Origin of the sequence: Flavobacterium sp. FlaQc-49 (assembly GCF_044005985.1) — a bacterium.
GTDB classification, from domain to species: domain Bacteria; phylum Bacteroidota; class Bacteroidia; order Flavobacteriales; family Flavobacteriaceae; genus Flavobacterium; species Flavobacterium cupriresistens.
This window is the reverse complement of the sequence record NZ_JBIPCS010000003.1, coordinates 461,098-485,030: the sequence shown is the minus strand read 5'-3', so window position 1 is coordinate 485,030 and position 23,933 is coordinate 461,098. Positions and strand designations below refer to the sequence as shown.

Sequence of the window (23,933 nt, the reverse complement as noted above, 5' to 3'; positions counted from 1 at the left end):
TTAATTTTTTAATAAATGCGCATTAAAACCAAACTCTAATGCTCCATTGTAATCTGCAATAGGATTATCTCCAATATGCAAAACATCTTTTTTTTCTATTTTTTTATAAGTCTCAATTTCATCCAATACCAATTGAAAAATCTCCTGGTTTGGTTTTGAAAACCCAACTTCATCCGAGTAAATCTGAAATTTAAAATACTCCGACAACTCATAATGTTGCAATACCTTTCTTAAAGTTCGACCTTTAATAAAAGCGGTATTGCTCAAAATGTTAATCGTTTTACCCTGATCGGTAACGTCTTTAAACATCTTTTGTATCTCCGGATAAATTAATACCGGTTTAAACTCCAGAAACAATTCTTCTGTATGATCATAAAACTGAGACAGTCGATCTGTTCCGTTTTGATCCATATCTACGTCTAAAGCGCTTAAAATTAAATAATAAATCTCGTATGTATCTAAATTTAATCCTGTTTTTTCGTTAATTGTATTGCATAAAACATCATAATACCGAACTACTTCATTTACTTTTTCAATTCCATGGTTAATTTCAAAGAAATCCTTGAATAACAAGTTCCTTCTTTGCTTAAATTCCGGATTTGATTTTATTAAAGTCAGCCACAAATCAAAAGAAAGGTGACTGTAATTTTTATAATTTATTTCCAAAAGTCTTTATTTAAAAATGCATATTCGAAACGATATCGTTTACTCAACCCATACCACAATATCATTAAGTTAAGAGGTTCTTTCACGCAGATTTTGCGGATTTTTCTGTTCTGCTAAAATCTGTGTAAGCCTTTTTTTTGAGAATCCTTAATTTAATGACATTGCCCCATACTCTAATAGATTCTTACTCTATTTGAAATCACAGGTTTTATTTAATAATTTCTCCTGAGTAATATTTCTCCAGAAAGAAACTTAAATCGGCTCTATACCCGATACCGGAAGCTTCAAATCTCCAATTACCGTTTCGTTTGTACAACCTGCCAAATTCTACTCCGGTTTCTATAGAAAAATCTTCGTCTAATTCGTACTTGGCAATTTCCTGACCGTTTGCATCATCTACAATTCTGATATAAGAATTTCGCACCTGTCCGAAATTTTGTTTTCTACGTTCAAAATCTTCGATAGTCACTACAAAAAGAATTTCTTCAACAGTAGCATCTAATTTACTGAGGTCTACCTTTATTGCTTCGTCATCATCACCATCACTGTTTCCTCCTGTCGGATCATCTCCTGTGTGCTCTAATGCTCCATCGGGAGAGTTTAGATTATTGTAAAAAACAAAATAATTTTCTCCTAAAAGCTTGCGGTTTGCATTAATCATAATCGCTGAAGCATCTAAGTCAAAATCATGTCCCGTTCCTTCATTTGGATCCCATCCTAACCCAATTGTAATCTTAAACAAGCCAATATCAATTTTTTGCCCTTTTTGTAAATTTATAGCCATTACGATATTTTAATTAGAATTTCTTAAACTATACAATGATACAAAAAAGCCCCTCATGAAAAATGTGGGAGTACGTAAAAAGAGAAATATTTATCAACAAAATCTACAAAAATCATAGAAAACAATACTATTCTGAATATTCTCCGGCAAACCTGTTCAACCCCAAAGCACTAGCAAAAATGACTCAAAATACAAACAAACGAGATTCCCAATTCAATAAAAAAGAGAAACTTTATCACTATATTTACATTGAATTCGAAGCAATCAAAAAAAGACGATCGTTCAGTACGAATTATTGAAACTTTAAATCAAATCCACACTATTTCATAAATACGCCCCATATAAATGTTCAAAAAAGGATCTAAAATAAATAGTATTTTAACAGGAAGTTGTCCAAAATGTCAAAATGAAAGCATGTATGCAGACCAAAATCCGCTTCATTTGACTAAAGTTCTCAAAATGAATGAGAACTGCAGCCATTGCGGATTAAAATACCAAATTGAACCTTCCTTTTTCTACGGTGCAATGTATGTGAGCTACGGATTAAATGTTGCAGTGGGAATTGCCGCTTTTATTGTTTCATTCGTATTTTTTGAGAGTACTATCGAGCAATCGTTTCTGGCTATTATTGTTACTTTAGTGGTGTTATTCCCTTTTGTTTTGCGTCTTTCAAGAAACATCTACATCAATATGTTTGTCTCTTACGATGCAAAAGCAGATCCAAAAGCAAAAAAACAATAGACCGTTATTTTCTTTTTTTATAAAAACGGTAAATATCAATCACCGGATCCAAAGGCGTTTTGTCTTCAATATAAGCAAACAAATCTTTTGCCATCGCCGGTCCGAGCATTACACCACGTGTTCCCAGTCCATTTAAGAGGTGTAATCGTTGATGTAGGTTATGTGTACCAATAATAGGTCTTCGGTCTTTTACTGTTGGCCTTACTCCTCCAAAATGCGATACAATCTCGAAATCACAATTGATGATTTCTTGAATACGCTCTGTTAACTCCGCTCTTCCTTCTGCTGTTGGAGTAGCGGTTTTGTCCTGCCAATTGTAAGTAGCACCCACTTTGTATAAATCATCTCCCAAAGGCAAAATAAAGACGCTGGTGTTCACAATAACATCCAAATCAAGATCGGGTGCTTTTATAATAAACAACTCCCCTTTTGTGCCATCAAGCGGTAAATCCTGAAAAAATGGATTGGCGTGTAAACCAAAGCCTTCTGCGAAGATTACATTTCGGGCTTCAATCCCATTATAGGTTACAAAATCTTCTCCAACAATCAATTTAGAATAGTCAAATGATTCCTGTTGCAACAACTTATTCTGAATCAAATACGCCTGATATTTATCCAACAAAAGTCCTGTATCGACATAACCTGTGTGTAATACTTCACCATAATCAAAAGACGAATCGATTCCTGTATATTTCTTAAAAATCAACTTTGTAGAAAGGAAATTGGCCAAAAGTGGTTTATCAGAGGCTGAAAACCAATTGTTCTGCTCTTCAATAGAAAAGAATTTTCTGAGAATAGGAAGCCTGAAATTAAATTTGGTCTCCAATTTAGCTTCCACCTGACTGTAGAATTCATCCATCAAATCTAATTGTTCCTGTGCTTTCCAGACTTCACTAAATCGCTTTAGAATAACGGGATTGTATAAACCTCCCGCCACTCTTGATGATATTTGAGATTTATCATCAATTACTAAAATAGTTTTATGGTTTTGAAGCGCTCGTTCAGCAAACGAAATTCCGGCTAATCCTGATCCGACAATGAGATAATCAATCATATTCAATAATGGTAAAATAAAAAAACTCTTACTACAAAGGTACTAAGAGTTTTTCTTATAATTTAATTTTACGAGCCTAGTAGGTCCACATATCTTGTTCGAGGTCGCGAATCTTTTCCTTAACTCTTTCAGCCTCCCACAATTGATAGTCGGCATTGTTTTTCATATAATCTTTTATTTCACGATCCCCATAAACGTTTTCTTCTTTGTAGATAACAGCATTAAAACGCCGCGAATTTAAAAGCTGATCGAACGAAATCGGAAGTGCCGAATTTTTATCATTAAAAGCCTTCCCTTCATGTAACACCTCGCGCGCATTGGGAAAGAAAACCCAAAATAATTCAATATAGTCCTTTTCATCACTATTCATCGTATACACATCAGGAGTTACAGGGCAAATACCCAGTAAACGGTATTTCAATTCACTCTGACGTTTGTCAAAATACCAATACCCTTTTATTTTATATTGGGTCACATCAGCTGCGGTAAGGTCTTGCTTCAAAATATATTCGGCAGGAACAGTTCTCGAAGCCGGAACGGTCTGATCAACATACGTCACGCTTTTCTTCTTACCGGTACCGGTCACCACTTTTTTCTTTACAACACGTGTCCTGTAATCGTCCGGATATTGATTAATTAACTCTCTTCCAGCGTCCGTTGTATCAACACGCGATAATGATCCCTGAATGTCTTTCAACGATTTTTTAGTATTGAAATAACTATCCGCATAAACTTCGGTTATTTTACCGTTCCGCATCGCTTTTGTCAAAACATCATATAACGAACGTCTCTCCGAGCCAATATTGGCGGTATCAACCGGAAAGTATAATGGGAAGTTAATTTTTTCATTCAAGTCGATGATCTCCCAGACGGTCTTACCCAACAATACATCTCTGTCGTCAACATAACCATAAGCCAAAGGTTTATCATTATCTGATATACGCTGAGCGGGGGTCTTAAGTCCAATTTGATTCGCCGTTTTAGCATTAAGCAAATTGGATTGTGAGTTTGAAGTAAAACTTCCTGCAATAAAAACAATTGTTACTAAGAAAAATCTAATCTTCATCATGATAAATACTATAAGATATTAAACGTAACTCCGTACACTCACTGAATATGCATCAAGCCTCATTTTCCGCAATGCTGTCAATTTCAAAAAAGGAAAAATCTTTGTTTACTAAGCTCGTTTTTACAGAGCTACTTGTGGAGATTTCTTCTTCGTCGAAAGAACAAACGCTGCCTATATTTTCAAAACAAACTAAATTATGACATCCAATTTTACTGCTTCACAACTTCAAGACTTGAACCCTTAATATTCTCGACACATTTATTAAAATTACAAAAAAATAACGACAATACCCTAAATCACATTGAAAACCAAGTATTTACACCTGAAAGTACCTCAGATACGACCAAAAAAAAACTCTTACTACCGAGGCAGTAAGAGTTTTTCATATAATTTAATTTCAGAAACTTAGTAGTTCCACATATCTTGTTCGAAGTTACGAATCTTCTCTTTTACTCTTTCAGATTCTAACAACTGATTCTGTGCATTGTCTTTCATGTATTCTTTGATCTCACGATCTCCGTACAAGTTTTCTTCTTTGTACAAAATAGCATTAAAACGTCTTGAGTTTAAAATTTGATCGAATGAAATCGGAAGCGCTGAGTTATTGTCATTAAAAGCTTTTGCTTCGTGCAATGCTTCTCTTGAGTTTGGATAGAAAATCCAAAACAACTCGATATAATCCTTCTCATCACTGTTCATAGTATAAACGTCAGGAGTTACCGGGCAAATACCCAATAAACGATATTTCAATTCACTTTGACGTTTGTCGAAATACCAGTATCCTTTTATTTTGTACTGTGTAACATCAGCAGAGGTAAGATCTTGCTTCAAAATATATTCAGCAGGAACAGTTCTGGTAGCACCTACAGTTTCGTCAACATAAGTTACTACTTTCTTTTTACCTGTACCAGTAACTACTTTTTTCTTCACAACGTGAGTTTTGTAGTCATCAGGGTATTGGTTAATTAACTCTCTACCTGCATCAGTTGTATCGATACGTGATAATGATCCTTGGATGTCTTTCAGAGATTTTTTAGTATTAAAATAGCTATCTGAATACACTTCAGTTATTTTGCCATTTTTCATAGCTTTAGTCAAAGCGTCATAAAGAGAACGTCTGTCAGGGCCAATATTAGCCGTATCTACCGGAAAATATAATGGGAAGTTAATTTTTTCATTTAAATCAATGATTTCCCAAGTAGTTTTCCCCATCAATACATCTCTGTCATCAACATAACCATAAGCTAATGGTTTATCATTATCGGAGATAAGCTGCGCAGGAGTTTTAAGTCCTATCTGATCCGGTGTTTTTGCATTAAGCAAATTCGATTGCGCATTAGAAGCAAAACCTCCAGCGATAGAAACAATAGCTATTAAAAAAATTCTTACTTTCATCATGATACCATTATAAGATATTGAACGTAGTTTTACCTACTTTATTATTGTATTTCGTAAATTACCGGAGCAGTTCTTGGTAATAAATAACTACCAGCTCCAACAAGTTTAGTTTTAATTTCAGAAATAGTAACTTGATCTCCTTTACCTGCTCTTGAAAGAATTTGTTTGCATTGTGCATTTAATCTGTTACCGCTAACTACAACTGTAGGTTGTCCAGTAACTTTTAAATTAAATCCAACAACATCTAAACCAACTTCAAAATCAAAATCAAGTAATTTAGCACCAATAGTAGCAATTTCTAAGTTAGATTTAGGTCCTTTAACAACACCCATCTCACCTCTAATTGTTCCTGTTGGTCCAGGAATACCTTTAATTCTGAATGTTTTCTTGTCTGTTACTTTATCACCGTTTGGTAATGTTCCAGTCACAGAAATTGTAGCTTCAGTACCTTGACCCGGGCTCATGTTATATTTACCTGGTTTACCTGCAGAAACTAATCCAGGAGCACTTGCAACAATTTTGTTTGCATCAACACCAGCGAATGATACAGAGATTGGGTTAACCACTCCTCTATAAACTACATTCATTTTATCTGCAGAAATAGTAGCAGCGTTTGGTCTTGGTACTACAACATACTTCCCGGCAAATTTAAGAGGAATGTTTTTTCCGTCTTCCAAGAAAGTAAATTGACCATTAATATCTTGCTCTCCAACACCTCCGGCAGTTAATGAAATAACCGCTTGTCCGTTAACGATTTGTCCAGGACCTTGGAATGAAGTTGGTTTAGTGTTTTCGTCATAACGACCTAAAACTACCTTACCTGTAACTTTTTCTCCTTGGAAGTAAGCATTTTTGTCTAAAACAACAATTGCTTGATAATTGCTATAAGATGCAGCAGCAACCGCAGCTTTACCTAAAGCACTGTTGTAAACATCAGTTTCCAATTTAGTAACATCATTTTGCCAAGCTGAAAGTTTAGCAGCTGATGCGATTGCAGGGAAACCTTTAAAATGATAAGCTAAGTATTTTTCTTTTATACCGTCTTTGTTTTTAACATCAGATACATCAAATTTTTGATCGATCTCTGAAATAATGTTAGCGTATTTTTTATCTGATCCTAAAGCAGCTTTAATGTCTGCTTTGTATTTTTGAATTCTAGCGATAATCTCATTCCCTTTAGCAGTATAACCGTCTCCTGTAAACCAGTCGTCGATATTATCTCCTCTGTCCATAGACTCGTAAGGTAATTTACCAGTTTCTTTATCTGCTTCAAATCCTTTGATAGATTGTGCTTTTAAAGTTCCGATGTAAGCGTAAAAATCTTTTGAAACTGCTTCAATTTTGTGAGCTGTTACTGCAGCGATAGCAAATTCTCCTTTTGCTTCAGCCGCTTTTTGATCTAAGGCTGTTAATAGAGAGGTATTATTTGTAGTTGCTGTAGTGTTAGAAGCTTCGAATTTTTCGTTAAATAAACCAAAACCTGATATTACTTCTTTCGACACGTTCATTGCCAACATTGCGATGAAAACCAAGTACATCAGGTTAATCATCTTCTGTCTAGGGGTTAATTTTCCTCCTGCCATTTTTTTCTAATTAGTTCTTATTAATAATTTTAATATAGTAGTTAAAAACTAATTATCCTTTGTTACTCATTGCAGAAAGCATACCACCGTAAACATTGTTTAAAGAAGCAATGTTTGCAGTCATTGATTGCATTTGTTCTTTTAATTTAGAGGCATTGTCAGCAATTTCTTTATTAGCATCTGCATTTCTTGCAGCGCTTTCTAATTGTACTTTGTATAAGCTGTTTAATGATTCCATTTGTGCAGCAGCCATAGACAATTCTTCGCTGTATTTTTTAGTAGAAGCGATAGAATCTACAGTAGGAGCAATTCCTTTAGCAGCTGATTCGAAATTTTTAATACTGTTTCCTAAACTTGACATTAATTCACCGTCAATTTTAGCTTCTTTCAACATAACGTCTAACTTTTGAGACAACAATCCTTGGGCATCAGAAGGAGTTTCAACTTTATCCGCTTTTTTTCTAGCTTGTCCATTAGCTAATTCAGGGTAAACAAGAGTCCAGTCCAACTCTTCGTCAACAGGTTCGAAAGCAGAAAGTGCAAAGATTAACGCCTCAGTTAACAATCCGATTGATAACATCAATGTTCCTGTTAATGGTCCAATCTCAAAGTGAGTAATTTTGAATAATGCTCCAACGATTACTACTGCCGCTCCCATACCATAAGCGAAATTCATTGCTTTTTTACTTAATAATGCCATAATACTTTTTTTTAGGTTTTAATTTGAAATAGATTTGATTTGGATATTTAATTTATGAAATTACTTCTTTTTGCCAGTTACCTGAGTACCCATATAATCCTGAACGGTACGGAAACCAATATAACTTCTAGCTGAATCTGCGTATTCGTGGTCACGAGTACTTACTTGTAGGAAGTAAGCAACATCTTTCCATGATCCACCGCGAACTACTTTTCTTTGATTGTTTCCATCAATAACGTTAGGGTTCATTGTTGAAACATATTCGTATGCATTTGGATTGTAAGCTGAATCTGTCCACTCTGAAACGTTTCCTGCCATATTGTACAATCCGTAACCATTTACGTCGTAAGATTTAGCTTCAACAGTATACAAAGCCTCATCAGCTGCGTAATCTCCTCTGCTTGGTTTGAAGTTTGCCAAGAAGCAACCTCTGTCACTTTTCGTATAAGGACCTCCCCAAGGGTATGTAGCAGATTCCAGACCTCCTCTTGCAGCATACTCCCATTCTGCCTCTGTTGGCAATCTGAAAGCATTTACTAAGTCACGTCCTTTTTTCTTAGATTTAATATAACTGTTTTTGTTCAAAGTTCTCCAAGCACAGAATGCTTTTGCTTGTTTCCAAGTAACACCAACTACAGGATAATCTCCATAAGCTTTGTGCCAGAAATAGTCATTGTGCATTGGCTCATTATAAGAGTAAGCGAAATCTTTAATCCAAACCGTAGTATCAGGGTAAACACTTACTTGTTCTGTTTTAACGAAATCTTTTCTTTTACCTACTTTAGCTTTTGCAGCAGCCTGAATATCCATCCAAGAATAACGGAATTTCAATTTATTTACATCAATTGTTCTTAAACCATTGTAAGACTCTTCGATAGGCAAATACATAGAATCCATTACTTCAGTGTAATACTCATCCGGATACGCTTTAGTATCTTTAATTAACTTAACTTTTTTATTCAATTTTCTACCTGCATACGGATCATCTTTCGTTCCTACGCTGTAGTAATTATCATACATATACTTATCGTAAGCTGTCATTTTTTCAGGATCAGAATCGTTAAATGCATAATCAGCAATACTACCTGCTTTTTTACCTTTACCATCTCCTGCTCCTTTTTGACCTGTTTCGTCAGCTAAAATAGCCAAACGAACTCTCATTGTAGAGTCTTTTACCCACTCCACAAATTGACGGTACTCACTGTTGGTAATTTCAGTTTCGTCCATATAAAACGAACGAACTGTCACTGTTTTAGTTGGAGCATCTTCTACATTAGCCAAATCAGCATCTGATTTACCCATAATAAAAGACCCACCTGGAACCAATGTCATTCCATAAGGTTTTTCAGGATGCCATTTTCCTCCTGTAACACCAACTAACTCACCTTTATCACCTGATTTTCCACAGCCGACAACTAGGGTTAATATTGTTGCAAATGCAATAAACTTCTTCATATAAATTTGGGATTATCTATTCATTATTATAAGTCCGTAAACGTATTTATTATTTAGCTAAAAAACAATACTAGTCACGAAATTTATTTCACCGTTCAAAAATAATGTTAAATAAAATAAAAAAAAAATATTTTATCGATAAACTAACGCAAAAAATCGACGTAAAACGTTATTTTTTATACTCTATAAATCTTTTCCTACTAATGTTTCTTAACTTTTTTCTCGCAACTTTAAAAAGTCCTGATTTTCGCTAAAATTTCCGTCTACAAAGCGTTTTTTCGCTGCGCTTTCCACCATCTTTCCGGTAATTCCTGATTGCAAGCAAGCAAATATTCATCGTAAGAACAGGGTAATAACGTATTTCTTTTTAATTTATTGTGACCGTTTGATTCGTACGGAATTTCAATCCACCAACGATCGGTTTTGTCACTTTTATAAAATATCAACTCTTCCTCTTCTAAAGGAACAATATACTTTAAATAATTCGCTCTGCTTCCAAATGGGTATTCTTTGGATCGGTAGTGATATCCTTCGATAAAATACCAAACAATCTGACCAATAATTGCCGCTTCCGGTACGGTACTGTTGTGATTAAAAACCCCAAAAGACGAAACCTTATCGCTAATTCCGGCATATCTCGCCAAGGCACAAATCTCTTTTCCATTAAAACCATTCGGTTCAAAAGAAACCATATTCCCCGAAGCCGATGACTTTACCGAATTTAAATCAATACTAACCAAATCAGCATCTCTGAAAACAGGTTCAGCCAAAGCGATTTTATTCGAAATCTCACCTAAACGGTAAGCGTCAAAAAACAGCTTTTCAATTAAATCAATTTCTTCTTGAGAATTGTAATACGTCTGAAATCCAATATTACAATAATTAAAGAGATTATTCGGTTCGTCAATAATAATTTTTGTTAAATAAGAATTCGCAGAAACCGCTTCATCGTCTTTACCAAAATCAAATTTATTATCCACCGAAACCATGTTCACCATTTGCTCCAAATCGTCATAAGCACGATACAAAGCATACGTCAAATCCTGTGAACCTCCTAAAACTATCGGAATCACTTTATTCTTAATTAAAGCTGATGTAACTTTTTTAAGTGCGAAGTACGTATCCTCTACAGAATCTCCTGCAAGGATATCTCCTAAATCTGCTATCGAAGCGTCCCAATTACCGGGAAACATACCATAAAATTTCTTTCGAACAGCTGTCAGATTTACCTCATTAACAACACCACTATTACGGCGATCTTCTAAAACACCAATAATCGCAATAGTGACTTTACTAATATCCGGAAACTGATCCTGAGTATGAAAAACAACCTTACTGCCTAATTCCTGAGAAGACAATGAACTAATGAATTTTAAAATCCCGTCATTAACCGGTTCTAGAAAATCAAATTCCATTTTTTATTTCTTTTTAGCAGCTGGTTTTTTAGCTGGAGCTTTTTTAGTTGTTGTTGCTTTTTTTGCCGGTGTCTTCTTTGCCGGTGTTTTTTTGGCGATCATTTCCTGAACCTCAGCCAATGTCAGCTTTGTAGCATCAACCTCTTTGCTTAGTTCAATTTTAATCTTACCTTTTGTTATCACCGAACGACCCCAACGTGCTTTTTCAACTAAAATCCCTTCATCCTCCCAATTGTGAAGGACTTTATCTATATTTTTCTGTAATTTATCTTCAATCAGTTCTTCAACATCTGTTTGTGATAAATTATCAAAGTTGTATTTTTTACTTACGTTTATAAAAAGACCATTCCATTTAATGAAAGGACCAAAACGCCCCACACCTTTCTGAACCGGTTCTGCTTTGTAAACTGCAATTGGTGCATCAGCAAGTGCTTTTTCATCAATTAGTTCCTGTGCTCTGTCTTTCGAAACACCTAATGGATCTTCTCCTCTTGGCAAAGAGATAAAAACACTTCCGTGACGTACATAAGGACCATAACGACCATTACTTACCTCTACTTCTTCTCCTTTATATTCTCCTAAACTTTTAGGCAATAAAAACAGATTAAGAGCATCTTCTAAAGTGATGTTTCCAATATTCTGATCCGACATCAAACTGGCGAATTTCTTATCTTCATCATCCGCTTCTCCAATTTGAGCCATTGGTCCAAATTTTCCTAAACGAACAGAAACCTGTCTTCCGTCTGCATCTTTTCCTAAAATTCTTTCTCCGCTTTCACGTTCCGCATTCGCTTCCACTTCTTTTACATTCGGATGGAATTTATCGTAGAACTCCTTCATCATGACAGCCCAGTCAATATTCCCTTCGGCAATCTCATCGAAATCTTGCTCTACTTTTGCGGTAAAATTATAATCAAGGATGTTTCCAAAATTCTTAACCAGGAAATCTGTTACGATAGTTCCGATATCTGTAGGAACTAATTTCCCTTTATCAGAACCTGTATTTTCTTTTAACAACTTTTCACCAACCTTACTGTTTTGTAAAGTAAGTTGGGTATAATTACGTTCCTGACCTTCAAGAGTTCCTTTCTCAACATAATTTCTGTTGATGATCGTCGAAATAGTTGGCGCATACGTAGACGGACGCCCGATTCCTAATTCCTCTAATTTTTTAACCAACGAAGCCTCTGTATAACGTGCCGGTGGTCTTGAATATCTTTCGGTAGCGGTAATATAATTGTTTGCTAATTTCTCGTTTACTTTTAATGCCGGAAGCATTCCTTCTTGCTCTTCCTCATCATCATCATGTCCTTCCAAGTATACTTTTAAGAAACCTTCAAAAAGCAAAACTTCTCCTGAAGCTGTAAAAATTTCGCCGTGATTGTTGGCTTCAATTTTTACGTTTGTTCTTTCTAATTGCGCATCACTCATTTGAGACGCTAATGTTCTTTTCCAGATCAAATCGTACAAACGTGCCTGATCACGATCAATATTTACGGTGTGACGTGACATATCTGTCGGACGAATTGCCTCGTGTGCCTCTTGCGCTCCTTTGCTTTTATTGGCAAAAGTACGTGGCTTAGAGAATTCTTTTCCGTATGATTTGATGATTTCAGCTTCAGCGGCATCCATGGCATCTTTAGAAAGATTCACACTATCGGTTCTCATATAGGTAATAAGTCCCGCTTCGTATAAACGTTGTGCTAATTGCATGGTAATACCAACCGGTAAATACAACTTTCTGGCCGCTTCTTGTTGCAAAGTCGACGTTGTAAAAGGTGCTGTTGGAGATTTTTTGGTAGGTTTAGTTTCTAAATCCGCTACCTTATATATAGAACCGACATTTTGTTTTAAGAAATCTTCGGCTTCTTTTTTTGTATTGAAGTTTTTTGGCAGTTTTGCTTTGAATGTTTTTCCGGCTTCGTTAACAAATTCTGCTACTACAGAATAACTTGCTACAGCACTAAAATTCTGAATCTCACGTTCTCTCTCTACGATCAAACGAACAGAAACGGACTGTACACGACCGGCAGACAAACCACCTTTAATCTTTCTCCATAAAACCGGTGATAATTCGTACCCCACTAAACGGTCTAAAACACGACGCGCTTGTTGAGCATTAACCAAATTATAATCAATTTCTCTTGGATTGTCAATTGCTTTAAGAATTGCACTTTTGGTAATCTCGTGAAAAACAATTCGCTTTGTCTTTTTGGTATCCAGTTTTAGTTCTTCCGCAAGATGCCATGAAATAGCTTCCCCTTCGCGGTCCTCATCACTCGCCAACCAAACCATTTCGGCATTTTTAGATAGTGTTTTCAGTTTACTTACTAAAGCTTTTTTATCAGAAGAAACTTCATATTTAGGTTTAAATCCATTTTCTACATCTACCCCTATTTCCTTTGATGGTAAGTCGGCTATATGTCCATAACTTGACTCTACCTGAAAATCACTTCCTAGAAATTTCTCTATCGTTTTCGCCTTTGCAGGTGATTCCACTATTACTAAATTCTTTGCCATTGCTCTATTTTTCTGCAACAAAAGTATCTATTTTTTTTAAATATTAACCTTGCTTATTCATTTTTGAAGTATTTTAATAATATGTTTCCAAAAATTACAGATTTATCTGTAAACATCGCGATTACATATATAGGTATAACTTTTAAGGGGTTATACTCCAAAAATAGATGATTTTTAACACTCAAAATCGCATAAGTTACATCAAAACAGATACAATTCTCTGCTCCTTTTTAACAGCAATCATATCTGCTCTCTATTCACTTCCGCTTCATTTGGTTTCGTTATATTTGGTATTCAAAATAAAATCAAACTAAAAAAAGCATAGGATGAAACGAACAGAACAGCTAACAAAACTAAAACAAACTCAGGAATGGGATGTTATAGTGATTGGAGGTGGTGCAAGCGGACTCGGGACTGCCCTTGATGCCGCAAGCAGAGGATACAAAACCGTTTTGGTTGAAGCAGTAGATTTTGCAAAAGGTACTTCCAGCAGAAGCACTAAATTAGTTCATGGCGGCGTTCGTTATCTGGAGCAGGGAAACATCCCTTTAGTACAGGAAGCTTTAAAAGAAAGAGGGTTACTGGCGCAAAATGCAGGTCATTTAGTCAAAAATCAATCCTTTGTGATCCCTAATTACAACTGGTGGGGCGGTTATTTCTACACCATCGGTCTTACGGTTTATGATTTGCTGGCGGGAAGACTAAGCTTGGGACGATCGAAATACATTTCAAAAGAAAAAACCTTAGCACTACTTCCTACCGTAGAACCAAAAAACCTAACAAGCGGCGTTGTTTATCAAGACGGCCAATTTGATGATTCCCGTCTCGCCATAAACATTGCACAAACTGCAGTAGAAGAAGGCGCTTGTCTTCTTAATTATTTCAAAGTCGTCAATCTTTTAAAAGACGACCACAATCAGGTAACAGGTGTACAGGCGATTGATCACGAAACTGGCATCAAATACGATATAAAAGGAAAGGCCGTCATCAACGCGACGGGCGTTTTCACCAATGCGATAATGAAACTAAACGACAAAGTATACAAAAAATATATTGTTCCTAGTCAGGGTATACATTTGGTCTTCGATAGTTCCTTTTTACCGGGTGATCAGGCCTTGATGATTCCAAAAACAAGCGACGGAAGAGTTTTGTTTGCGGTGCCCTGGCACAACAAAATAGTAATAGGAACGACTGATACTTTAATTAAAAAACACAACCTCGAACCCATTGCACTCGAAGCAGAAATCGAATTCATTCTAGAAACTGCCCAACGATTTTTAACAAAAAAACCGACACGTGCCGATGTGCTGTCTGTTTTTGCCGGACTAAGACCGTTGGCAGCACCAAAAGAAGAAGGAAAAAGCACCAAAGAAGTATCCAGAAGTCACAAAATCATTGTTTCTGAAACCGGATTAATTACCATAACCGGCGGGAAATGGACCACCTATAGAAGAATCGCTGAAGACATTATTGACAAAGCCATTGCGGTACATCGTCTACCTAAAAAGAAATGTAAAACTGAACAGCTCTCCATTCACGGAAATATCAAAACGGATTCCGCTGCACGAGCAAATCATTTGTATATATATGGAACTGATATTCCTAAAATAGCAGAATTACACAACACGGAACCCGAATTAAAAGAAAAACTACATCCGGATTACGACTATACGATGGCAGAAGTTGCCTGGTCTATTCGCTATGAAATGGCCCGAACGATAGATGATGTACTAGCGAGAAGAGTTCGTTTGTTATTTTTAGACGCACGGGCAGCCATTAGCTGCTGCGAAAAAGTAGCGCAATTACTGGCGAAAGAACTCGGTCATGACGAAATATGGATTCAAAGACAAATAGCCGAGTTCAAACATCTTGCCAACGGATTTTTATTATCCGATTTTCACGAAAAACAAACCTAACCACATACCCACCATTATGCAAAATAAATTAATCTTAACATTGGATCAGGGAACCACTTCCTCCAGAGCCATCGTGTTTAATCATGATGGCGAAATTGTGAGCATTTCTCAAAAACCTTACGAGCAGATTTTCCCAAAACCGGGGTGGGTAGAACACGATCCAAATGAAATCTGGTCTTCCCAAATTAGTGTTGCAGCCGAAGTGATTGCAAAAGTAGGAATTTCAGGAAGAGAAATCGCGGCAATTGGAATCACGAACCAACGCGAAACCACCATTGTCTGGGACAGAGAAACCAGCGAACCCTTGTACAATGCCATTGTTTGGCAAGATCGCCGAACAGCCAAGTATTGTGATGAATTAAAAGCAAAAGGGCATTCCGATATGATTCAGGAAAAAACAGGACTGATACTGGATGCCTACTTTTCCGGAACCAAATTAAAATGGATTTTAGATCATGTTGAAGGCGCACGTGAAAAAGCAGAACAAGGAAAACTGTGTTTTGGAACTGTAGACACCTGGCTTATTTGGAAACTAACGCGAGGCAAAATGTTCATGACCGATGTTTCTAATGCAAGCAGAACCTTATTGTTAAACATTCATACCTTAGAATGGGATGACGAATTACTCGAATTATTTGACATCCCAAGAGCCATGTTGCCCGAAGTAAAACAAAGCAGCGAAATATATGGCGAAACCAGCACCACGTTATTTTCCTCAAAAATTCCGATTTCGGGTGTCGCCGGAGATCAGCAGGCAGCCCTTTTTGGGCAATTGTGCACCGAACCCGGAATGATGAAAAATACGTACGGCACCGGTTGTTTTATGCTAATGAATACCGGAGACAAACCTGTTTATTCTAAAAACAATCTCTTAACCACCATCGCCTGGAAAATAGACGGCAAAACAACTTATGCGTTGGAAGGAAGTGTTTTTGTAGGCGGAGCGGCCGTACAATGGCTGCGCGACGGTGCAAAAATGATTAACTCATCAGACGAAATCGAAGCCTTGGCGGCAAGTGTCCCGGACAATGGCGGTGTTTATTTTGTCCCTGCCCTGACAGGATTAGGTGCCCCGCATTGGGATCAATATGCGAGAGGAGCTATCTTAGGTATTACCAGAGGAACAACCAGCGCACATATAGCACGTGCCACTTTAGAAGGGATTGCCTATCAGGTATATGATTTAGCAAAATCAATGGAAGCGGACTCGGGAAATGCAGGAACAGAATTAAGAGTCGATGGCGGAGCTGTTGTCAACAATCTAATGATGCAATTCCAATCTGATTTATTTGGTTTTAAAGTAATACGCCCCAAAACTTTGGAAACAACAGCACTGGGCGCCGCCTATCTGGCCGGATTAGCCGTAGGGTATTGGAAAAGTGTAGACGAATTACAAAAACAATGGTCGGTTGACAGAGTCTTTTCTCCCGAAATGCCAAAAACAGAAGTAGACCAACTCGTACACAACTGGAACAAAGCCGTTGGACGCACGACTAAATGGATTGAAGATTAATCTACCAACCTCAAAAAACACAAAAATGACCCCATTTACAGCAGAAATAATAGGTACCATGCTTCTTATACTACTAGGAAACGGTGTGGTAGCAAACGTAGTTTTAAAAGACACCAAAGGCAACAATTCAGGATGGATTGTTATTACCACAGCCTGGGCTTTGGCTGTTTTCGTAGGCGTTCAAGTTGCAGGTCCGGTGAGTGGCGCGCACTTAAATCCTGCCGTAACAGTTGGTTTGGCCATAGCGGGAAAATTTTCATGGGCATTAGTACCTTCCTATATTATTGCTCAACTAATTGGCGCAATGGCAGGAGCATTTTTAGTCTGGCTATTTCATAAAGATCATTTTGCCGCCACAGAAGATGAAGGGGCAAAATTGGCTTGTTTTAGTACCAGTCCCGCAATCAGAAATCCTTTTTCTAATCTTATCAGTGAAATAATCGGCACTTTTGTACTGGTCTTTGTGATCTTTTATTTTTCCGATCCCAGCATTTCATTAGCCAGTGATCCTTCTGCAAAAATAGGATTAGGTTCAGCAGGTGCGATTCCTGTTGCTTTTTTAGTTTGGGGCATCGGCCTGTCCTTAGGAGGAACTACGGGTTATGCGATTAATCCGGCTCGTGATTTAGGCCCTCGAATTGTACACAGCCTCCTTCCCTTCAAAGGAAGTAGCGATTGGAGTTATGCCTGGATTCCCATTGCAGGACCACTTTTGGGTGCTTCTTTGGCCGCATTCTTATTCGGGATTTTAAATTAGTCCATTCAGATCATTAGTCTTCTTATTCTTAATATTTAAAAAATTACATCTCATTTTCTGAATTAAAATGAGATAAATCTCCAGCAAAAATCAGAATGTTTGCAAAAGTATCATTTTGAATAACCTCTTGCTTTAGCTCAAAGTCATTAAGTTAAGGATTGTCAAAAAAAGTCTCACGCAGGTTTCAGCGGAATGAAATTAAAAAAATCCGCAAAATCCGCAGAATCTGCGTGAAAAAATCTCTTACCTTAATGACATTGGACTTTAGCCAAACTGGTGCTTATTTTGGCTAAAGCCATTAAACTCTTAAATCAAACTATACTCCTCCAGCTAAAGCAGGAGGCAATTCAAAATAATGCCTCCTGCTTCCTAGAATTACAAAATTTTATACCAATTGATTTTTGCAAAAGTATCATTTTGAATCGACCCCTACTTTAGCTCAATGTCATTAAGTTATGGGTTGCAAAAAAAGTCTCACGCAGGTTTCAGCGGAATGAAATTAAAAAAAACCACAAAATCCGCAGAATCTGCGTGAAAAAATCTCTTACCTTAATAACATTGAGCTTTAACCAAACTGGCGCTTATTTTGACTAAAGTCATTAAATTCTTAAATCAAACCATACTCTCCCAGCAAAGGCAGGAGGCAATTCAAAATAATGCGATCTATAGTGCCCTTGAAACAGCTTTTTAAAACTCAAAAAAAGCATCAAAACAATGTTAAATCTTCATCTGACATCTTGTCATAATCATTCAAATAATTGTACCTTTGCCACCTTATTAAAATTCACTTCTGAAAGTGCCTTATGGAAAAGATTATTGAAGAAAGCAAACAGGGCGAAAGTCTTGTTTTAGAAAATAAACCTGAGAATACAAAAAAACTTTTTATAGAGAGTTACGGTTGTGCGATGAATTTTTCGGACAGTGAAGTCGTAGCTTCCATTTTATCACAAGGCGGATATAACACCACTTCAGTTTTAGAAGAAGCCGATCTGGTTTTAGTAAACACCTGTTCTATCAGAGACAAAGCCGAACAAACGATTCGCAAACGTCTGGAGAAGTATAATGCTGTAAAACGAATTAATCCAAAAATGAAAGTGGGCGTTTTGGGCTGTATGGCCGAGCGTTTGAAAAGTCAGTTTTTGGAAGAAGAAAAAATAGTCGATCTGGTTGTTGGTCCGGATGCTTATAAAGATTTACCAAATCTATTGGCAGAAGTTGAAGAAGGTCGTGACGCTATCAATGTAATTTTATCGAAAGAGGAAACTTACGGAGATATTTCACCCGTTCGTTTAATGAGTAACGGAATCACCGCTTTGGTTTCTATCACGCGTGGTTGCGATAATATGTGTACGTTTTGTGTGGTACCTTTCACACGTGGACGTGAGCGCAGCCGTGAACCGCAAAGTATCATGCAGGAAATTCAAGACTTATGGAGCAAAGGCTTTAAAGAAATTACGCTTTTAGGACAAAACGTTGACAGTTACCTTTGGTATGGCGGCGGTCTAAAAAAAGATTTCGTAAATGCGTCTGAAATGCAAAAAGCAACAGCAGTAGATTTTGATCAATTGCTTGAAATGGTTGCAGTTGGTTTTCCTAAAATGCGTATTCGCTTTTCGACTTCAAATCCGCAGGATATGCACGAAAGCATTTTGCACGTTATTGCAAAATACCCGAATATCTGTAAACACATTCACTTACCGGTTCAATCCGGAAGTAACCGAATTCTAAAAGAAATGAATCGTCTGCATTCGCGTGAAGAATACATGGCTTTGATTGATAAAATCAGAGCAATTGTTCCCAATGCATCGATTTCACAAGATATGATTGCCGGTTTCCCAACAGAAACCGAACAAGATCACGAGGATACGATGAGTTTAATGGAATATGTGAAGTATAATTTCGGTTATATGTATTCGTATTCAGAGCGTCCCGGAACTTTGGCAGGAAGAAAAATGGAGGATGATGTTCTCGAAGAAACCAAAGCCCGAAGATTGCAAGAGATTGTTGATTTACAGCAAAAACACGCCTGGTTCCGTTCTGAAGAGTTTATCGGTCAAACAGTAGAAGTTTTAGTCGAGAAGGTTTCTAAAAAATCAAAAGAAGAATTCTCAGGCAGAAACTCTCAAAGCATCACAGTAGTTTTCCCGAAAGAGAATTATAAAATTGGGGATTTTGTCAATGTAAAAATCACAAGCTGCACCAGCGGAACTCTTAAAGGAGAAGCTGTGGGGTATTCTGGGATGAATTAGATTGTTTCAGGTTTCAAGTTTCAGGTTATTTCCGTAATTTGAGATGTATGATTTAAATTAAATAGCCCAGTTGCAAGAAGTAAGAATGGAAAAAGAAATCACAATTAAATATAAGCCTAACCTAGATAAATTAGTTAAAGTCTCTAAATACTTACTTTTCAACATCCCTTATCTAAAATGGATTATTTTATTTATTCCTGTCATTCTTTTAAAACATAAAATTATTTCGCTATTTACAGGATCGTATAAAGCAATAGAATGGGACATATTTGATGCTTTACCTTTGGTTTTAATTATTTTTATTTGGTTTTTTGCCTATATCAGATTATCTTCAAACATCAAAAAAAAATTAGTAAAGGACAAAAGAAATTTAGAAACTCAAAAAATAACATTTAACAGAAATTCTTACATACAAGAAGGTGAAACTTTTAAAATAGAGAATTTCTGGAATGAAATGTATCAAATTAAAGAAACTAAATCCTGGCTATTAATATATGTTCAAAAAAACTCTGCTTTACCTATTATTAAAGAAGATTTAAACGACAATCAATACAATGAATTAAAACAACTTTTTAATTCGTTAGACATAAAAAAGAGTTTAAAAAGTTAAGTTTTAAGTCTTGCAAAAAAACTTGAAACAAATAAAAACTTGAAACAAAAAATATATGGAGACCGTTCAAGCAATAAAACAACGTTTTGAAATTATTGGAAATGATCCAAAATTAAACCGCGCTATTGAAAAAGCAATTCAGGTTGCTCCTACCGATATCTCCGTAATGGTAACGGGAGAAAGTGGTGTTGGTAAAGAAAATATTCCACGAATCATTCATTCGCTTTCGCACAGAAAGCATGGTAAGTATATTGCCGTAAACTGTGGAGCTATTCCGGAAGGAACTATTGACAGTGAACTTTTCGGTCATGAGAAAGGCGCTTTTACAGGAGCGACGAGCACCCGTGAAGGGTATTTTGAAGTGGCAGACGGCGGAACAATTTTTCTCGATGAAGTGGGTGAATTACCGCTAACCACTCAGGTTAGATTACTCCGTGTCCTTGAAAATGGAGAGTTTATAAAAGTAGGATCTTCACAAGTTCAAAAAACCAATGTGAGAATCGTTGCGGCAACCAATGTCAATTTGTTCAATGCCATCGAAAAAGGAAAATTCCGTGAGGATTTGTATTATCGTCTGACTACGGTTGAAATAACCTTGCCGCCTTTGCGTGAAAGAAACGAAGACATCCATTTATTATTTAGAAAATTCGTGGCCGATTTTGCACATAAGTACAAAATGCCGCCTTTGAAATTAGATGATGATGCTGTTCAGTTGCTGCAAAAATTCAGATGGAATGGAAACATTCGTCAGTTACGAAATGTAGCCGAGCAGATTTCTGTTTTAGAAACCAATCGCGATATTACCTTATCTACTTTACAATCTTATTTACCTACGGAAGGAAGTAATTTACCTTCGGTAATCAGCGATAAGAAAAAAGAAAGTGATTTTAGTACGGAAAGAGACATTTTGTATAAAGTCCTTTTTGATATGAAAAGTGATTTAAATGATTTGAAAAAGCTCACTTTAGAATTAATGAAGAACGGCAGTTCAAAAGTGCAGGATATCAATCCTAATTTAATTCAGAAAATATACGGCTCACAGGAAAATGAAAGTGAAATTGATTTTGAAGAAGAACCAAGAACAGCTGTCATGACACCTACCGCCCGCGAAGACAATTATCGCATGCAGGATGACAACAATTATCTCGATGCCGAAACAATTGAAGAGGAAGAGATTTTACGTCTGGAACAAAAAGAAATCGAAATGATCAAAAAGTCATTAGAGAAAAACAAAGGAAAACGTAAAGCTGCCGCTGATGAACTAGGTATCTCAGAACGAACTTTATACCGAAAAATCAAACAATTCGACTTGTAGATAAAAAACTAAATTCCAAAAAATAAATTCCAAATTCCAAATTGGTATATTTGAAAAAAAATTGAAAACTCACAATTCCAAAAACGGTCCTTGCCCAAAATTGGAATTTGGAATTTCAAAAAATTGGAATTTTTCAAAAATTATTATGAAAAAAATATATTCTCTCTTAGCTCTAATCAGCCTCTTTTTATTAAGTGGTTGCAATGTTTACAATTTCACAGGAACAGGACAAATTGAAGGCAAAACGTTTCAAGTTAACTTCTTCCAGAATAATGCTGCTCTGATTGAGCCGGGAATAGACAGAGATTTTACTTTGGCTTTACAGGATTTAATTCAAAATCAAACCAATCTAAACTTAGTCAGTACTGGCGGGGATTTGGTTTATGAAGGAGAAATTGTAGATTACAGAACTACTCCAATGACAGCAACCGCCGACCAACAAGCGGCTCAAAACCGTTTGACGATTCGTATTAATGTTCGATTCACCAATAGAAAAAAGGAAGCGGATGATTTTGAAAGAACATTTGAATTCTACAAAGATTATCCGGGAACAGAGCAATTGGTAGGTTCTACTTTAAATTCTGCTATTAAAGAGATTTACGACAGAATTACCCAGGATATTTTTAATGAATCCTTGGCAAAATGGTAGTTTTGGTTTAACCGTTACATCTCTTATTCATTAAAATGATGTAACAGTAACCTTCCCGATTAAACAAATAAACAATTCGACGATTAAACAAAAAGAAATGAACGTAACTGATTATACATACCTAATAAACAAACCCGATGCTATTACCGAAAAGCAAACGGAGGGATTAGGCAATGTTCTGAATGAATTTCCGTATTTTCAAAGTGCAAGAGCATTACGATTAAAAGGACTTTATGATCAGAATAGTTTTAAGTATAATTATGCTCTAAAGGTTACTGCAGCTCATACTACAGATCGTTCTGTATTATTTGACTTTATTACTTCTGAGAATTTTGTATCCATTCAAAATGACTATTACGATCAAAAACTGCTGGATCTTTTAAACATTACTGTTTTTGAAAGTGAAATTGTTTTACCCGAAATCCAAAAAGTTCCGGAAATTCGAATCGACCCAATCGAACAATCTATACTGACTTCAATAAGACAGGCCACAACTGTTGTTTTTGAAGAGTCGGTAAAAACAGAAGAGCAACCTGTTATTGAACAGCCTGTTATTATTCCAATAAAAATAGAACCGGAGGTCATTTTTGAAGAACTGATAAAAACCGAAGAACAGCCTGCAGCAATTGTTATTGAGCAACCTTTAACTCCTGCAAAAGAAGAAACCGAAGTTGTTTTTGAAGAATTGGTAAAAACAGACGAACAAACTGTTCCAACCTATATAAAGGAAGAGACCCAAGAACAAATTATACCTTCTGCCACAGAACAACCTGTTGCTGTTCCTGTAGAAGAAGAAATACTTACTGTAATTGAAGAACCAATACAAACAGAAGAACAACCTGTTGTAACTTCTACACCGGAAGAGCCTTCAATTGTTGCTGAAGAAACGGTAACAATTCCAGACGTTCGTGTTGAACCTATTGCGGAATCTGACTTTATTTCTTTAAAAGAAGCCACAACCGTTGTTTTTGAAGAGGTAGTAATTACGGAAGAATCAGAAGAAACAGAAGCTCGAGAAACCGTAAAAATTGCGGAAGAAAATCTGGAAATCGGAAAACCGTTGGATTTTTCTGTTAACGAAAAACATTCCTTTCAGGAATGGCTGCAACTATCCAGAACAGAACCAATTGACCGAACTAGTGAAGGTCCACAAGAAAATACAGAACCCGTAAGCGAAGTTGAGAAGGCTCCTGAACCTGTTGTTGAAACTATTGTTCCAATTGAAGAAACAGAAACAATAGAGGACGAGAAAAAGAAAAAAGCGGAATTAATTGATAAATTTATCGAAACAAATCCGAAAATCGCACCGGTCAAGTCCGTAGCAGCCACTACCACTACTCAATTTGACATCAATAAGGAAGAGAATCCATACCTGATGACAGAGACTTTAGCCAGAGTCTATTTGGAACAAAAGAAATATACAAAAGCAATCCAAGCATATGAAATATTAATTTTGAAATATCCAGAAAAAATTAGTTTCTTTGCAGACCGCATATCGGATATAAAGATTTTACAACAAAATAACAATAACAATTAAAC

Annotated in this window: 19 protein-coding genes; 9 read left to right on the top strand and 10 right to left on the bottom strand. The window is 36.3% G+C overall.

Annotated elements, in window-relative coordinates; translation table 11 throughout:
- Both ACHRV3_RS08530 and ACHRV3_RS08525 read right to left on the bottom strand, forming a co-directional pair.
- Entirely contained in the window at positions 1 to 666 is a 666-nt protein-coding gene (locus ACHRV3_RS08530) for an HAD family hydrolase (RefSeq protein ID WP_395433945.1), read from the bottom strand.
- A gap of 208 nt (positions 667 to 874) precedes the next feature.
- Positions 875 to 1,450 carry a TerD family protein gene (locus tag ACHRV3_RS08525; protein ID WP_230004645.1) on the bottom strand — a complete coding sequence of 192 codons (576 nt, stop codon included), beginning with the start codon at positions 1,448 to 1,450 and terminating at the stop codon, positions 875 to 877.
- Positions 1,451 to 1,795: 345 nt separating this feature from the next.
- Here ACHRV3_RS08525 and ACHRV3_RS08520 point away from each other — a divergent pair, with 345 nt between their 5' ends.
- A complete protein-coding gene (locus tag ACHRV3_RS08520; RefSeq protein WP_230004644.1) occupies positions 1,796 to 2,191 on the top strand; it encodes a DUF983 domain-containing protein in 396 nt (131 codons plus the stop codon).
- A gap of 4 nt (positions 2,192 to 2,195) precedes the next feature.
- Here ACHRV3_RS08520 and ACHRV3_RS08515 read toward each other — a convergent pair whose 3' ends face one another.
- The 8 genes from ACHRV3_RS08515 to topA all read right to left on the bottom strand — a co-directional run bounded on the left by ACHRV3_RS08515 (position 2,196) and on the right by topA (position 13,385).
- A complete protein-coding gene (locus ACHRV3_RS08515; protein ID WP_395433944.1) occupies positions 2,196 to 3,245 on the bottom strand; it encodes an NAD(P)/FAD-dependent oxidoreductase in 1,050 nt (349 codons plus the stop codon).
- A 76-nt stretch (positions 3,246 to 3,321) separates the two neighbouring features.
- On the bottom strand, positions 3,322 to 4,311 hold the full coding sequence (gldN, locus tag ACHRV3_RS08510; RefSeq protein ID WP_047778531.1) for a gliding motility protein GldN: 990 nt from the start codon (positions 4,309 to 4,311) through the stop codon (positions 3,322 to 3,324).
- Between the two features lie 408 nt (positions 4,312 to 4,719).
- Complete coding sequence (gene gldN, locus ACHRV3_RS08505; RefSeq protein WP_230005148.1) at positions 4,720 to 5,709, bottom strand: gliding motility protein GldN; 990 nt, start codon at positions 5,707 to 5,709, stop codon at positions 4,720 to 4,722.
- A 44-nt stretch (positions 5,710 to 5,753) separates the two neighbouring features.
- Positions 5,754 to 7,295, bottom strand: a complete 1,542-nt coding sequence (gene gldM, locus ACHRV3_RS08500) for a gliding motility protein GldM (protein WP_047778529.1) — start codon at positions 7,293 to 7,295, stop codon at positions 5,754 to 5,756.
- Positions 7,296 to 7,347: 52 nt separating this feature from the next.
- Positions 7,348 to 7,995 carry a gliding motility protein GldL gene (gldL, locus tag ACHRV3_RS08495; RefSeq protein WP_047778528.1) on the bottom strand — a complete coding sequence of 216 codons (648 nt, stop codon included), beginning with the start codon at positions 7,993 to 7,995 and terminating at the stop codon, positions 7,348 to 7,350.
- Positions 7,996 to 8,055: 60 nt separating this feature from the next.
- Positions 8,056 to 9,450: a gliding motility lipoprotein GldK gene (gldK, locus tag ACHRV3_RS08490; RefSeq protein ID WP_047778527.1), complete on the bottom strand. Its 1,395-nt coding sequence runs from the start codon at positions 9,448 to 9,450 to the stop codon at positions 8,056 to 8,058.
- 263 nt (positions 9,451 to 9,713) lie between these two features.
- Entirely contained in the window at positions 9,714 to 10,865 is a 1,152-nt protein-coding gene (locus ACHRV3_RS08485) for a formimidoylglutamase (RefSeq protein WP_230004642.1), read from the bottom strand.
- Between the two features lie 3 nt (positions 10,866 to 10,868).
- Complete coding sequence (gene topA / locus ACHRV3_RS08480) at positions 10,869 to 13,385, bottom strand: type I DNA topoisomerase (protein ID WP_047778525.1); 2,517 nt, start codon at positions 13,383 to 13,385, stop codon at positions 10,869 to 10,871.
- A gap of 326 nt (positions 13,386 to 13,711) precedes the next feature.
- On the opposite strand from topA, the gene ACHRV3_RS08475 reads away from it, so the two are divergent.
- From ACHRV3_RS08475 to ACHRV3_RS08440, 8 genes are all read left to right on the top strand, one after another.
- A complete protein-coding gene (locus ACHRV3_RS08475) occupies positions 13,712 to 15,301 on the top strand; it encodes an FAD-dependent oxidoreductase (RefSeq protein ID WP_395433943.1) in 1,590 nt (529 codons plus the stop codon).
- A 16-nt stretch (positions 15,302 to 15,317) separates the two neighbouring features.
- Positions 15,318 to 16,814, top strand: a complete 1,497-nt coding sequence (gene glpK / locus ACHRV3_RS08470) for a glycerol kinase GlpK (protein ID WP_395433942.1) — start codon at positions 15,318 to 15,320, stop codon at positions 16,812 to 16,814.
- A gap of 25 nt (positions 16,815 to 16,839) precedes the next feature.
- The gene (locus ACHRV3_RS08465) at positions 16,840 to 17,571 is read left to right on the top strand and encodes an MIP/aquaporin family protein (protein ID WP_047778522.1); all 732 of its coding nucleotides are present in this window, start codon (positions 16,840 to 16,842) and stop codon (positions 17,569 to 17,571) included.
- 803 nt (positions 17,572 to 18,374) lie between these two features.
- Positions 18,375 to 19,820, top strand: coding sequence for a tRNA (N6-isopentenyl adenosine(37)-C2)-methylthiotransferase MiaB (gene miaB / locus ACHRV3_RS08460; RefSeq protein WP_395433941.1), 1,446 nt, complete (start codon positions 18,375 to 18,377; stop codon positions 19,818 to 19,820).
- 85 nt (positions 19,821 to 19,905) lie between these two features.
- Positions 19,906 to 20,430, top strand: coding sequence for a YcxB family protein (locus tag ACHRV3_RS08455; protein ID WP_047778413.1), 525 nt, complete (start codon positions 19,906 to 19,908; stop codon positions 20,428 to 20,430).
- Positions 20,431 to 20,485: 55 nt separating this feature from the next.
- A complete protein-coding gene (locus ACHRV3_RS08450; protein WP_047778412.1) occupies positions 20,486 to 21,745 on the top strand; it encodes a sigma-54-dependent Fis family transcriptional regulator in 1,260 nt (419 codons plus the stop codon).
- 145 nt (positions 21,746 to 21,890) lie between these two features.
- Entirely contained in the window at positions 21,891 to 22,394 is a 504-nt protein-coding gene (locus tag ACHRV3_RS08445; RefSeq protein ID WP_395427004.1) for an LptE family protein, read from the top strand.
- A 97-nt stretch (positions 22,395 to 22,491) separates the two neighbouring features.
- Positions 22,492 to 23,931 carry a hypothetical protein gene (locus ACHRV3_RS08440; protein WP_395433939.1) on the top strand — a complete coding sequence of 480 codons (1,440 nt, stop codon included), beginning with the start codon at positions 22,492 to 22,494 and terminating at the stop codon, positions 23,929 to 23,931.
- The last annotated feature ends 2 nt before the right edge of the window (positions 23,932 to 23,933 follow it).